Here is an 11903-nt window from a genome sequence, read left to right as displayed (position 1 = left end):
GCGGGATACAGGGAGCAGGCATGGCATTGACCAAGGCGGAGATGGCGGATCGTTTGTTCGACGAAGTCGGTCTGAACAAGCGTGAGGCCAAGGAATTTGTCGACGCGTTTTTCGATGTGTTGCGCGATGCATTGGAACAGGGACGTCAAGTGAAGCTGTCGGGCTTCGGCAATTTCGATCTGCGGCGCAAGAACCAGCGCCCGGGTCGCAACCCAAAGACCGGCGAGGAAATTCCGATTTCCGCCCGTACGGTAGTCACCTTCCGTCCGGGCCAGAAGCTCAAGGAGCGGGTGGAGGCATATGCTGGATCCGGGCAGTAACCGCGAACTTCCGCCGATTCCGGCCAAGCGCTACTTCACCATTGGTGAAGTAAGCGAGCTGTGTGACGTCAAACCGCACGTGCTGCGCTACTGGGAAACCGAGTTCCCCAGCCTTGAGCCAAGCAAGCGCCGTGGCAACCGTCGTTACTATCAGCGCCATGACGTGCTGATGGTCCGGCAGATCCGCGGCCTGCTGTACGAACAGGGCTACACCATCGGTGGCGCCCGTCTGCGGCTGGAAGGCGAGGGCGCCCGCGAAGAGTCGGCGCTGAGCAACCAGATCATCAAGCAGGTGCGCATGGAGCTGGAAGAAGTACTGCAACTGCTCCGTCGCTGAACTTTTTTGTGTGAAAACCGGTATAATCACCGGCTCGCCGCAAGGCGAAAGCAGTAACGATCGGGGCGTAGCGCAGCCTGGTAGCGCATCTGCCTGGGGGGCAGAGGGTCGTCGGTTCAAATCCGGCCGTCCCGACCAATTACTTGCTTTGAATGAAGGGCTTGCGGCTTACGTCGCGAGCCCTTTTTCGTTTTGGCTGCCAGGTGTTCGCTGCTTTGGCAACGAGGCGCCGGTGCTGACTGGTTGCCACGGTGCTACGGGTCTGCCGAGATGGTGCTCGGCCATGGCGCGCTGACTGGAGCGGTGGAACAGCGCTTGGCCGCTGGCTTCCAAGCCATCCCCTGCAGGCAGCTCTCAAGATGAGCTCCCAACGCATGAATCACGGGCTCGCAGGGCGCTATGCTCGGGCCAGGCCAAGGGCCGCCAGCGCCAGGTCGGGCTCGTGTCCTGCCCGTGTCGGGTTGATGTCGTCACGCAAGGTCGGGAGCGGCGAGATGATGTCGGCGAGCCAAACAACTGATTCAAGGGGTCTTTCATGCACATCAACAGCGCCCGACTTCGCGAGCTCCGCACTGGCCGGCAATGGTCGCAGGAACAGTTGGCCAATCTGAGTGGCTTGAACCTGAGGACCATTCAGCGCCTGGAATCAGGCGCGAAGATCTCGACGGAGTCCTTGCGGGCATTGGCTGCCGTCTTCGAGGTGCCTGCCGAAAGCCTGCTGACCGGCAATCCGTCGCCCAGTCAGCCAGCGCTGGAGGCAATGCGCGACGGCGTGCTGCGCGGCCTGGAGTTCACCGGCACAACCCCGCGGGCGGACTTCTGGTGGTTCGCCCTGGCTGTGGCGATGGTGCTTGCCTTCGCCCAGCTGTTTGCTGAGGCCATTGGCCAATGGGCGCTGGAAATCACCTCGCTGCTGGTATTGCTGCCCTGGATCGCGGCCTGCACCAGGCGCCTGCGCGACGCGGGTTTTAACCCGTGGTGGCAGCTGATCAGTCTGGCACCGGTAGGTGGCATCCTGGTGCTGCTGTATCTGCTTACCTATCCGACCAAGGCGAAGGAGCCGGCCGAGGTAGCTACGGGTTGAGTAAAGGAGTCCTTCGCCAGTTCTCTCTTTCGGCGTACACACTTGTTGAAAGATCATCCCCAACTCCAGTTTTAGTTGGGCAGGGCTCCAAAATCGAGGCGCCCCGCATCCAGATCAGCCGCCCGATCGAGCGAGAGCCACTCTGGCCGGATGAGTTCAGGGCTGATTAGTCATTCAAGCCGGCACCACTTGGTTGAGGGCGTTGCTGTCTCAGATCCCAACCTTTGAGACGCCATGGCGCCATGCTGGGCCATGCTTCCAGAAAACTTCAAATGGGCGAAGGTCGCAGACTTCGAGAGCCAGCTGACGGCGATTTACGTCAACGAAATTGCCGTATCCCGATTGGTCGAGCGGCTGGACGGATCGTGGTTCGTGAACCTCGCGTACCACCTGCCTCCACCTGGCGGAGCGGTGCTGCATCCGCCGCGCAGCTGCCGGAGCTACGAGACTGGCAAGGCGGGATGCGAGGAATGGGCGCTGCGGAATGAGCGCAGATTGCGAGCTGAGACGGCAGTGATTGCGTTCCAGAAGTGGGGGCGCCGGTAGCGTCGGCTGCCTCCGAACTTGTCACTTCGCAGGTCCGCCTCGTTGTGATTCGTTTCGGCCCTTGCACGGCGCTGGGTGTGAAGTGGTCACGCCTGCACGCAGGTATCAGCTCTGGTAGGCAAACCTTGGCTGGGACACGCCTTCCACGGTTACCGGTTCCACGAACATCGCATACGGCCGGGCCCACACGCCCAGGTCGCCATACAAGGGCTTGTAGAGCACCAGCGCTTCCAATGTTTCGCTGCTCCGGGCAAGGCCGATGACTTCGTATTCGCCGCCTTTGAAGTGGCGATAGCGTCCAAGCGCGAGACTGGGAAGAGGCGGTAGGTCGGACATTGACGATTTCTCTATCGGGTAGGGCGGCGGATCGTAGCAGCTGGAAGAAAGGGCTACCCGCGCACTGAAAATGGGGCTGGTGCCGATCCGTGGCGAAAGGCGCATGTTGGCTCAAGCATGCTTGAGCCGGTCAAACCCCGAAGAACAGTGGAAGTGCCGCTTCAACGCATTGATGTAAACCCGGCGCTGATTTCTGCTCAGGTCAGGGGCCGCCAACAGTGAGTGGCAACTCGCCTATCCTCAGGGCTTGCCCAGGTAGCCTTCCAGGACTTGCCTGGCCAGCGTCAGGTTGGCCACGATGCTGGGGCCGAGGAGCGCTCGCGTGGCTGGGCCATTGGTGAGGCTCAAGCCACGAATATCGAGAGACTGCCTGATGCGCTTGCCCACGAATCTCTCCAACATTGGAGATGAGGGCAATGAGGCGCGGATCTCGCGCATCTCGACGATCGCCTCGCGCCAGGCTTTCTCATCCGGGGTGGCTGAGGAGAAGACGGTGATGAGCCTGTCCAAGGTGACCAACATGTCGTGAAGCAGGGTGTCTTTGGTCATGTTCTTCTCCTTCGCCAAAGGACGGATTTTACTGGCTGCCAGATGGGATTCAAACCGGCAGGTAACGCGCAATCCTGCAGGTGGCGTTGATGTGTGTGCGGACCGTTGGAGCAGGGACCAGTCTGGCAACCCAAGGCTCTGGCGGTCTCGTATGCGCCGAAAAGCATGTGCAACGCTTTTGCGCGAGACTTTGAATGTGGCGCCCCCGCGGTTTGGTGGTGAGGCCGCAGCGTCATCACAATCTTTTGCTGGTCCGCTGCCGAGAATATGGCAGTCGCCTTGGAGAGCATCGATGAAATCCCTTGTACTTTGTGTAGCTACCTTGCTGATGTCTGCTGCGGCCGCAGGCTGTGCGCCGAAACATGACGCCAAGACCGAGGCTGTCCAACCGCGTGTAGGCATGGCCAATCCTGCATCCGAGTATTGCGTGAAGAAGGGCGGCAGGGTCGAGATCAAGAAGAACAGCGAGGGCGGTGAGTACGGCATCTGCCACCTTGCTGATGGCACCCAGGTCGAAGAATGGGAGTTGTTCCGGCGCGACAATGCGGCCGGCACCAAGTAAGTGAGCAGCGTGTTTGGCTCGGATTGCTTGTTGAAGGCCGCGTGCGTCGTGCTTCAACGACAAACAGGATGAGCGGAGCATCAGTCATGCGCGATGCGATGTAGTGCCGAGCCATGCTCGGCTCGCTGACATCATCGACGCGAAAACCGCTGCCGATACTGCATGGGCGTGAGCTGGGTCAGCTCCTTGAACATCCGCTGCAGGTTCGAGTCGCTGCTGAAGCCAAGTTCGTTGCTGATGCTTGAAAGCGATGCCGAGGTCAGCGTCAAGCGCTCGGCTACCTGCGCAAGTTTTATTCGGCGCGAATAGGTTGCTGCGGGGCAGCCGGTTTCGCCCTTCACCTTGCGCGCAAGTGTGCGGCCAGACATGTCCAGTAGTTCTGCGAGCTTGTCCACGGTCAGTTGATCGGCGGGCAATGTCTCGACCAATGCGTGCAGCTTGCGCAGCAAGCTGCTGGATTGCTGGATGAGGCTCAGTGCCTGGAAGGCATCGTGGATTTGCGCCGGCCTTGGCAGCACCATCAGCTTGACCAGATCCTGCAGGATGGCGGGGCTGACGGTCTGTTCGATCAGAAGCTGCGCAATCGGCAGGTAGCCGCTGACGCCGCTTGCGGTGGCATGTCGCGCTGCATGGATGCAGGTGCTCTCTGCCTGCCAGCGTATCTTCGGATGGCGCTGGCGCAAGTTGTCGAGCAGCCACCAGGTGGCGGTGGCTGCTTGCCCGTCCAGGCGTCCACTGGCTGCAGCGAGGCTGACGCCGACGCAATAGCTCCACAGTCGGGTGCGCTTTGGAAGCTGCGAAAGCGCTCGTATCAGTGCGGCGCTGTTCTGCAGCGTAGCCTCCACCTCGGCTGCGGATTCGGCCCAGAACCCCGGGACGAGCACGGCATCGAGAAGCGGGTCATCGACGCTGCCGTGGGCCTGCATTTCCAGGCCTTGGCTGCAGTTGACCGGCCCGGCTTTCAAACCGACCAGGCGGGTTTGGAACAGTGGCTGTCCTGTGCGCCGATTGGTTGCGTGCAGCAGGTCGGCAAAGCCAAGCAGGCCGGCAGGCATGCAGCCGGGATAGAGCAGGAGGCCGATCTGGCAGGTTTTTGGCATGGCCGGTATTGAATGGAATATGGCGTTTCTTGCCATTATCGTTCAGGCGTCGTCGGCTCACCATGGGGCCCTCTTTCTACCGGCCAAGCCATGAAAATCCAGCAGCTCCGCAATGCCACGATCATTGTCGAAATCGGTCCGCATCGAATCCTGGTCGATCCGATGCTGGCGGGCAGGGCGGTGCTGCCGCCGCTACGCCTGTTTGCAGGTCTGCAGCGCAACCCGCTGGTGGATCTGCCAGCAGAAGCAGAGTCGGTGCTGCAATCGGTCACCCACTGTTTGATTACCCACTGCCAGAAAGGTCACTTCGATCACCTGGACCGTGCCGGCAAGCGCTGGCTACGCGAGCGGCGCATTCCGGTGATCTGCACGCCGCACGATGCCGTGCATCTGGCGGCGCGCGGCTTGAACGTGCAGCCATTGCCTGAGGCGCACGAGCTCGGAAGTCCTTTTCTAGCTGGAAGGATTCGCACCGTGCGCTGCACTCACGGACGTGGTGTGATTGGGCGCTTCATGGAGCACGGCGTCGGCTATCTGATCGAGATCCCCGGGGAGCCCCGTCTGTATCTGTCTGGCGACACCGTGCTTACCCCTGCCATCGAAGGTTTCGTGCGCAGGCAGCAACCGGATGTCTGCGTGATCCCCGCCGGCGGCGCGCGCTTTGATCTTGGCGGCGAGATCATCATGGGGCTGGATGAAGCGCTGGCGTTTACGCGTATTGCCGACGGCGTTGTTGTTGCCAACCATCTGGAGGCGTTGAGCCATTGTCCTGTGGGTCGGCCGGCGTTGGTGCTGGCTGCAAGAGAGGCAGGGTTGCAGGATCGCCTGCGGGTTCCAGCTGATGGTGAGGTACTCGAGTTCTGAGCAGAGGTAGTGCCGAGCCATGCTCGGCATGAGGCTTTACCGGGAACGCCCTTTGCCGAGCATGGCTCGGCACTACATGGTTGGCTGGCAGTTTATTGCACTCGAAGAACGATGTTCTAACGCATCGCAGCACGGAAGTGACTAATGTCGCCAGCCAGGTCGTCTCAAGGAAGACAGGTATGTCGGTAGTGCAGAGCTTGCGTGGTTGCTGTCTGTTGATGTGCTTGTTTGCAGGAGGGGTATCGGCGCAGGAAGTGGTAGAAGCGCCTGCGGAGGCGGGAGCGGCACCGATCCGTGATATGGAGGCGGTGGTCGTCCATGGCGTGCAACCCGGCCCGGGCTTGTGGCGGGTCAGCAAGGACGGGCATGTGCTTTGGATATTGGGCACAGTGTCGCCCTTGCCCAACCAGATTGATTGGCGGGCCGATGAAGTACGTGCGGTGATCGCGCGTTCGGGGCAGGTATTGCTGTCACCGGGCGTGGTGTTCGATGCCGACGTGGGCTTCTTTGGCAAGCTGGCGTTGGCGCCATCGATCTGGAAGGTGATGCGTAACGAAGACGGCGCGGAGCTGGTCGATGTGCTGGCGCCGCCGCTGTATGCGCGCTGGCGTGCGGTCAAGCAGCGTTACCTGCCGCGCGACGGTGGGATTGAGCGCAAGCGGCCGATGTTCGCCGCTGCTGAGTTGCAGGCGGCGGCAATGAAATCCATCGGCTTGGGTCAGAAGCCGGTGGTCTGGCCAGTGGTGGAATCGGCAGCGAAAGCGGCCGGTATCACGCCTACCTCTACGAACTGGAAAATCAAGATCGAAGACCCGAAGGCGGCGGTCCGCGAGTTCCGCGAGGGCGGCATGGATGATGCGGTGTGCCTGGAAGGGACCGTGGCCTTGGTCGAGAACGATCTGCCGACCTTGGTCGAGCGGGCGAACGCGTGGGCAATGGGCGATGTGGAGGCGTTGCGGCGTTCACCGTATGAGGACGCGGGTGCGGCCTGCATGCAGGCGATCACGCAGTCGGGCTTCGTGCGCAATCGCGGCTTCGGTGATCTGAGGGCAGGTATGCGCCAGCATTGGCTGTCGATTGCGGAAGCTGCCGTGCAGCGCAACGAAGAGACGTTCGCGATGCTGCCGGTGGATCGATTGCTGGAAGCGGATGGTTATCTGGCAGCGTTGCAGGCGCGGGGATACGAGGTTGAGTCGCCCTGAAGATCAGTTCTGTGGTCTGAGTGCGGAGCTCATGCAGGGATGGCGGGCTACGCTGTTGCTGATTTGTAGGAGCGGCGTAAGCCGCGAAGCTGAGATAGTCCGAACAACCGGTTTTTCCCTCACCTGATAGTGCTTTTGCTTCGCGGCTTACGCCGCTCCTACAAAGAAAAATCCGATGCCAAAGGACTGGCATCGGATTTCGGGGGGCTCACAAGTTGGAGTCCAGCTCAGCTCGCCGCACTCAATGGTGCGGTGCTGTCCTGCACTTTCGGCCAGCGCTTCAGGATTGCCGCGCGAATGCCTGCCGCATCAATCCCGGCCTCGGCCAGCAGGTCTTCGCGGCTGGCGTGGTGCTGGTAGCTGTCGGGCAGGCCGAGGTGCAGCATCGGCATCAGCACGGCTTCGGCATTGAGCAGCTCGGACACGCCCGAACCAGCACCGCCGGCAACCACGTTGTCTTCAACGGTGACGAAGCCATCATGCGTGCGTGCCAGTTCCAGCAGCATGGCCTTGTCCAGCGGCTTGATGAAGCGCATGTTGACCACGCTCAGGCCCAGCTCGCGGCCAACCTGTTCGGCTGCCGGCACGCTCGCGCCGAAGGCGAGGATGGCGATGCGGCTGCCTTGCACGCGCAGCTGCGCCTTGCCGATTTCTAGGGTGGATAGATCGGTGCCCACGGCTGCGCCGGGGCCGGTGCCGCGCGGATAGCGCACTGCGGCCGGGCCCTTGTATTGCAGGCCGGTGCTGAGCATCTGCCGGCATTCGGCTTCATCGCCAGGCGCCATCACCACCATGTTCGGCACGCAGCGCAGGTAGCTCAGGTCGAGGTTGCCTGCGTGGGTGGCGCCATCCGGGCCGACAACGCCGGCACGGTCGATGGCGAACAGCACGTCCAGATCCTGGGTGGCAACGTCATGCACCAGCTGGTCGTAGGCGCGCTGCAGGAAGGTGGAGTAGATGGCGACCACAGGCTTGGAGCCCTGCGTGGCCATGCCGGCGGCCAGCGTCACTGCATGCTGCTCGGCGATGGCGACGTCGAAGTAGCGGTCAGGATATTCCTTGCTGAAACGCACCAGCCCCGAGCCTTCGCGCATGGCCGGGGTGATCGCCAGCAGCTTGGGGTCGGCTGCGGCGGCGTCGCATAGCCAGTCGCCAAAGATGTCGGTATAGGTCGGCTTCTTGGGCGCGCCCTTTTCCGGCAGACCCTTGCTGGGGTCGAACGGGCCGACGGCGTGGTAGCCGATCTGGTCGTCCTCGGCTGGCTCGTAGCCTTTGCCCTTGGTGGTCATGATGTGCAGCAGGTGCGGGCCCTTGGCATCCTTCAGGTGCTTGAGGGTCGATACCAGCAGCGGCAGGTCATGGCCGTCGATCGGGCCGGTGTAATGGAAGCCCATCTGCTCGAAGGCGGTGGACGGCACGAACATGCCCTTCCACTGTTCTTCCCAGCGCTTGACGAAGCGTGCAGGCGGGCTGTGGCGCTTGTCACCAAGGATCTTCTTGCCGCTCTCGCGCAGCGCATTGAGCGTGCGGCTGGCGGTTGCCCGGCCCAGCATCTTGGTCAGTCCACCGACGGCTTCGGAGATGGACATGTTGTTGTCGTTGAGGATGACCAGCACGTTCGGCTCTTCGTCCATGCCGCCAGCATGGGCCAGTGCTTCGAAGGCCATCCCGGCGGTCATCGCACCGTCGCCGATCACCGCGATCACCTTGCGCTCATCGCCCTGGCGCTGGCGCGCGATGGCCATGCCCAGCGCGGCGGAGATCGAGGTCGAGGAATGGCCAACGCCGAAGGTGTCGAACTCGCTTTCCTCGCGCTTGGGGAACGGCGCAACGCCGTCCTTCTGCTTGACGGTGTGGATGCTGTCGCGACGACCGGTGAGGATCTTGTGCGGGTAGGTCTGGTGGCCCACGTCCCACACCAGCTGGTCGACCGGGGTGTCATACAGATAGTGCAGGGCGACGGTAAGCTCGATCACGCCGAGGCCAGCCGCAAAGTGGCCGCCGCTCTTGCCCACCGATTCGATCAGGTAGGCGCGCAACTCGCCGGCGATGGCGCCCAGTTCGCTCTCGTCGAACAGACGCAGGTCAGCGGGAGTCTTGATGCGCGACAGGCGCGGATAGCTGGCAGAGTCGATCATGGTCTTCGCGTTTCACTCGAAACGGTATTTTCCCCGTCCGGAGAGGGTGGGGCAAGCAAAGCACACCATCAATGAGTACCGGATGAGGTGGTTTGGCACCAAGCTGAAGGCCGTGTTCAGTCTGGATGGCACTTCCGTATGAATACGGAGTGGCTGTGGCGCAGGGTTCAGAGCCCGCGCTGCAAGGCTTTGCGCGGCAGCTGCGACTTCAGGAAGGCCATCTGGTCGGCCAGGATGTTGCGGTTGGACAGGATCAGGTGCTCGATCCAGCTGGGCCGGTACGGCACTGCCAGCAGCGGCATGTTGGCCTGCGCCGGGGTGCGGTTGCTCTTGCGCGAGTTGCAGTGGAAGCAGGCGCTGACCACGTTCTCCCAGGTGTCCTTGCCGCCTTTGGAGACCGGCAGGACGTGGTCGCGGGTCAGCTGCGGGCGGCTGAAGTGCTGGCCGCAGTACAGGCAGAGCTGCGCGTCGCGGGCGAACAGCGCGGGATTGGTGAGGTTGGGCGTGGGGTCGATGGCGCGCGAGCGGGCGTGGCCGCGCGAGGCGATGATCGGGTGCAGGTCCATGCCGCTGCGCAGGCCGGTCAGCCGCGACATTGCGCCGTGTACATGCAGGCAGGGATCGCCCATGGTCCAAGCGACGGCACCGCGGGCATACAGGCAGGCAGCGTCCTGCCAGTTGATCCAGTCCAGCACGCGGCCATGCGCATCCAGCGACAACAGTCGCACGGAGCCGAGGCGGTGCAGGGAGGGCGGAAGTGAAAACCCGTCTGTCGGAGCGGAAGTCCCGGCTCCGGTATCGATCAGACTACGCGGTGTAGTGTCTGTCTCCATCGGGTTAACAGCTTATACACGATGCGTGACAGTTTGTGTAAAGGCGGTGGCGACCGGTGGTTTTGTAGGAGCGGCGTCAGCCGCGAAGCTGGGGGTGTTTCAGTAGCCTGTAGCCTCGCCCTCAGCTTGGCCCTGCAGCCAAAAGGAAGGAGCGGATGCAATAGCGCCCTCACCCCAACCCCTCTCCCGCACGCGGGAGAGGGGCTAAAGCCGTGCTTACGGCGACGGATCAGTCGCCGAAGCGGACCGAATCCATGTCCATCAGCGAGTCGGCACCGGCGGCGATGCCGGCGGCGTGGCTCAGGGTGCGCGGCAGGATGCGGGCGTAGTAGAAACGCGCAGTCTCCAGCTTGGCCTGCTTGAAGGCTTCCGGATGACTGGATGCCTGTGCGGCGACCACCGAGCGGGCCCACCAGTAGGCCACGGCGATGTAGCCGCTGTAGAACAGGTAATCCCAGCTGGCTGCGCCCAGTTCTTCCGGGTTGGCGGCAGCGCGCTGCAGCACGTCGATGGTCAGCTTGCCCCATTCCTTGGCCTTGCCGCCCAGCACCGGCAGGAACTCGGCCACCGCCGGGTTGTTGGCATTGGCAGCGATGAACTGCTCGATCTCGGCCAGGAACAGCTTCAGGCCGGCCCCCTGCGAGGCGGCGGTCTTGCGGCCGATCAGGTCCAGCGCCTGGATGCCGGTGGTGCCTTCATACAAGGTGGTGATACGGGCGTCGCGGGCGTACTGCTCCATGCCGTGCTCGGCGATGTAGCCGTGGCCGCCGAAGACCTGCTGGCCGTTATAGGTCGCCTCGATGCTCCACTCGGTCAGGCAGGCCTTGACGATCGGGGTGAGGAAGCTGACCAGCGTATCGGCGTCGGCGCGTGCCTGCGCATCAGCGCTGCTGTGTGCGGCATCGAGCTGGGTGTAAGCGTGTGCGGCGAGCAGACGGCCACCTTCGGTCAGTGCCTTGGTGGTCAGCAGCATGCGGCGCACATCGGGCTGGGCGATGATCGGATCGGCCGGCTTGTCCGGCTGCACGGCACCCTTGGGTGCGCGCGACTGCAGACGCTCGCGGGCATAGGCCAATGCGCCCTGGTAGGCACGCTCGGACTGCGCCAGACCCTGCACGCCAACGCCGAGGCGGGCGGAGTTCATCATCACGAACATCGCCTGCAGGCCCTTGTGCGGCTGGCCGACGAGGTAGCCCTGGGCGCCGTCGAAGTTCATCACGCAGGTGGACGAACCGTGGATGCCCATCTTGTGCTCCAGCGCGCCGCAATGCAGTTCATTACGCTCGCCCTGCTTGCCGTCGCGGTCGACCTTGTACTTCGGGGTGACGAACAGCGAGATGCCCTTCGGGCCAGCCGGCGCGTCGGGCAGCTTGGCCAGCACCAGGTGCACGATGTTGTCGGCGAGGTCGTGCTCGCCGGCGGTGATGAAGATCTTGGTGCCGGTGATCGAATAGCTGCCGTCGGCGTTCGGCTCGGCGCGGGTCTTGAGCAGGCCCAGGTCGGTGCCGGCGTGCGGCTCGGTCAGGCACATGGTGCCGGTCCAGTTGCCGGCCACCAGCGGCTTGAGGAAGGCTTCCTTCTGCCAGTCTTCGCCGTAATGCTTGAGCGCTTCAACCGCGCCGTGCGACAGCATCGGGAACAGGCTCCAGGCCAGGTTGGCCGAGGACACCATTTCGCTCAATGCCATGCCCATGGTTTCCGGCATGCCCTGGCCGCCGAAATCCGGCGACGCGGTCAGGCCGGTCCAGCCGCCTTCGACGAACTGCGCATAGGCTTCCTTGAAACCCGGTGCGGTGGTCACTTCATTGGTGGCTTTGTCGAGCTTGCAGCCGGTCTGGTCGCCCACCGCATTGAGCGGGGCAAGCACGCTGGTGCTGAAACGGCCGGCCTCTTCCAGCACCGCGTCGATGACGTCGGCGGTGGCATCTTCGAAACCCATCGATGCAAACAGGGACTCGGCCTTCAACACGTCGTGCAGGGCGAAACGGAGGTCGGTAACAGGGGCTTTGTAGTTGCTCATCAGACGGCTCTC

At 62.9% G+C, this 11903-nt stretch carries 12 protein-coding genes and 1 tRNA gene; 7 read left to right on the top strand and 6 right to left on the bottom strand.

What is annotated here, in order from left to right; translation table 11 throughout:
* Positions 1–20 precede the first annotated feature (20 nt).
* From ACVOLV_RS09220 to ACVOLV_RS09205, 4 genes are all read left to right on the top strand, one after another.
* Positions 21–320, top strand: coding sequence for an integration host factor subunit alpha (locus ACVOLV_RS09220; protein WP_054657702.1), 300 nt, complete (start codon positions 21–23; stop codon positions 318–320).
* A complete protein-coding gene (locus ACVOLV_RS09215; RefSeq protein WP_481554122.1) occupies positions 301–657 on the top strand; it encodes a MerR family transcriptional regulator in 357 nt (118 codons plus the stop codon). The genes ACVOLV_RS09220 and ACVOLV_RS09215 overlap by 20 nt, the downstream gene beginning before the upstream one ends.
* A 61-nt stretch (positions 658–718) precedes the next feature.
* Positions 719–795: transfer RNA gene (locus ACVOLV_RS09210), tRNA-Pro, on the top strand.
* A gap of 397 nt (positions 796–1192) precedes the next feature.
* Positions 1193–1741 (top strand): DUF805 domain-containing protein, encoded by a 549-nt coding sequence (locus tag ACVOLV_RS09205; protein WP_481554121.1) that lies wholly within the window; start codon positions 1193–1195, stop codon positions 1739–1741.
* A 651-nt stretch (positions 1742–2392) separates the two neighbouring features.
* Here the strand turns inward: ACVOLV_RS09205 and ACVOLV_RS09200 are convergent.
* Both ACVOLV_RS09200 and ACVOLV_RS09195 read right to left on the bottom strand, forming a co-directional pair.
* Positions 2393–2623 (bottom strand): DUF1653 domain-containing protein, encoded by a 231-nt coding sequence (locus ACVOLV_RS09200; protein ID WP_481554120.1) that lies wholly within the window; start codon positions 2621–2623, stop codon positions 2393–2395.
* Positions 2624–2863: 240 nt separating this feature from the next.
* The gene (locus tag ACVOLV_RS09195) at positions 2864–3172 is read right to left on the bottom strand and encodes a hypothetical protein (RefSeq protein WP_481554119.1); all 309 of its coding nucleotides are present in this window, start codon (positions 3170–3172) and stop codon (positions 2864–2866) included.
* 292 nt (positions 3173–3464) lie between these two features.
* Between ACVOLV_RS09195 and ACVOLV_RS09190 the strand changes: the two genes are divergently transcribed.
* Positions 3465–3734 (top strand): putative hemolysin, encoded by a 270-nt coding sequence (locus ACVOLV_RS09190; RefSeq protein WP_481554118.1) that lies wholly within the window; start codon positions 3465–3467, stop codon positions 3732–3734.
* A gap of 131 nt (positions 3735–3865) precedes the next feature.
* Here the strand turns inward: ACVOLV_RS09190 and ACVOLV_RS09185 are convergent, their stop codons facing one another.
* Positions 3866–4834, bottom strand: a complete 969-nt coding sequence (locus ACVOLV_RS09185; protein WP_481554117.1) for a GlxA family transcriptional regulator — start codon at positions 4832–4834, stop codon at positions 3866–3868.
* Positions 4835–4846: 12 nt separating this feature from the next.
* Between ACVOLV_RS09185 and ACVOLV_RS09180 the strand changes: the two genes are divergently transcribed.
* On the top strand, positions 4847–5698 hold the full coding sequence (locus ACVOLV_RS09180) for an MBL fold metallo-hydrolase (protein ID WP_481554116.1): 852 nt from the start codon (positions 4847–4849) through the stop codon (positions 5696–5698).
* A 179-nt stretch (positions 5699–5877) separates the two neighbouring features.
* Positions 5878–6900 (top strand): TraB/GumN family protein, encoded by a 1023-nt coding sequence (locus ACVOLV_RS09175; RefSeq protein ID WP_481554115.1) that lies wholly within the window; start codon positions 5878–5880, stop codon positions 6898–6900.
* 227 nt (positions 6901–7127) lie between these two features.
* On the opposite strand, the gene dxs is transcribed toward ACVOLV_RS09175, so the two are convergent.
* The 3 genes from dxs to ACVOLV_RS09160 form a co-directional block, all read right to left on the bottom strand.
* Positions 7128–9038 carry a 1-deoxy-D-xylulose-5-phosphate synthase gene (dxs, locus tag ACVOLV_RS09170; RefSeq protein ID WP_481554114.1) on the bottom strand — a complete coding sequence of 637 codons (1911 nt, stop codon included), beginning with the start codon at positions 9036–9038 and terminating at the stop codon, positions 7128–7130.
* A gap of 167 nt (positions 9039–9205) precedes the next feature.
* On the bottom strand, positions 9206–9871 hold the full coding sequence (locus tag ACVOLV_RS09165) for an HNH endonuclease (protein ID WP_481554113.1): 666 nt from the start codon (positions 9869–9871) through the stop codon (positions 9206–9208).
* A gap of 229 nt (positions 9872–10100) precedes the next feature.
* Positions 10101–11891, bottom strand: coding sequence for an acyl-CoA dehydrogenase C-terminal domain-containing protein (locus ACVOLV_RS09160; RefSeq protein WP_481554112.1), 1791 nt, complete (start codon positions 11889–11891; stop codon positions 10101–10103).
* Positions 11892–11903 lie beyond the last annotated feature (12 nt).

Source organism: Stenotrophomonas sp. STEN023 (assembly GCF_056760135.1).
Note: the sequence above shows the minus strand (reverse complement) of the source record. Positions and strands in the feature narration are given on the sequence as shown.

What these genes read in the sequence shown, in the direction of transcription:
- dxs (WP_481554114.1), bottom strand. Translation starts at nt 9,038, where the DNA reads ATGATCGACTCTGCCAGCTATCCGCGCCTGTCGCGCATCAAGACTCCC.
- ACVOLV_RS09165 (WP_481554113.1), bottom strand. Translation starts at nt 9,871, where the DNA reads ATGGAGACAGACACTACACCGCGTAGTCTGATCGATACCGGAGCCGGG.
- ACVOLV_RS09185 (WP_481554117.1), bottom strand. Translation starts at nt 4,834, where the DNA reads ATGCCAAAAACCTGCCAGATCGGCCTCCTGCTCTATCCCGGCTGCATG.
- ACVOLV_RS09220 (WP_054657702.1), top strand. Translation starts at nt 21, where the DNA reads ATGGCATTGACCAAGGCGGAGATGGCGGATCGTTTGTTCGACGAAGTC.
- ACVOLV_RS09190 (WP_481554118.1), top strand. Translation starts at nt 3,465, where the DNA reads ATGAAATCCCTTGTACTTTGTGTAGCTACCTTGCTGATGTCTGCTGCG.
- ACVOLV_RS09175 (WP_481554115.1), top strand. Translation starts at nt 5,878, where the DNA reads ATGTCGGTAGTGCAGAGCTTGCGTGGTTGCTGTCTGTTGATGTGCTTG.
- ACVOLV_RS09160 (WP_481554112.1), bottom strand. Translation starts at nt 11,891, where the DNA reads ATGAGCAACTACAAAGCCCCTGTTACCGACCTCCGTTTCGCCCTGCAC.
- ACVOLV_RS09215 (WP_481554122.1), top strand. Translation starts at nt 301, where the DNA reads ATGCTGGATCCGGGCAGTAACCGCGAACTTCCGCCGATTCCGGCCAAG.
- ACVOLV_RS09205 (WP_481554121.1), top strand. Translation starts at nt 1,193, where the DNA reads ATGCACATCAACAGCGCCCGACTTCGCGAGCTCCGCACTGGCCGGCAA.
- ACVOLV_RS09195 (WP_481554119.1), bottom strand. Translation starts at nt 3,172, where the DNA reads ATGACCAAAGACACCCTGCTTCACGACATGTTGGTCACCTTGGACAGG.
- ACVOLV_RS09180 (WP_481554116.1), top strand. Translation starts at nt 4,847, where the DNA reads ATGGAATATGGCGTTTCTTGCCATTATCGTTCAGGCGTCGTCGGCTCA.
- ACVOLV_RS09200 (WP_481554120.1), bottom strand. Translation starts at nt 2,623, where the DNA reads ATGTCCGACCTACCGCCTCTTCCCAGTCTCGCGCTTGGACGCTATCGC.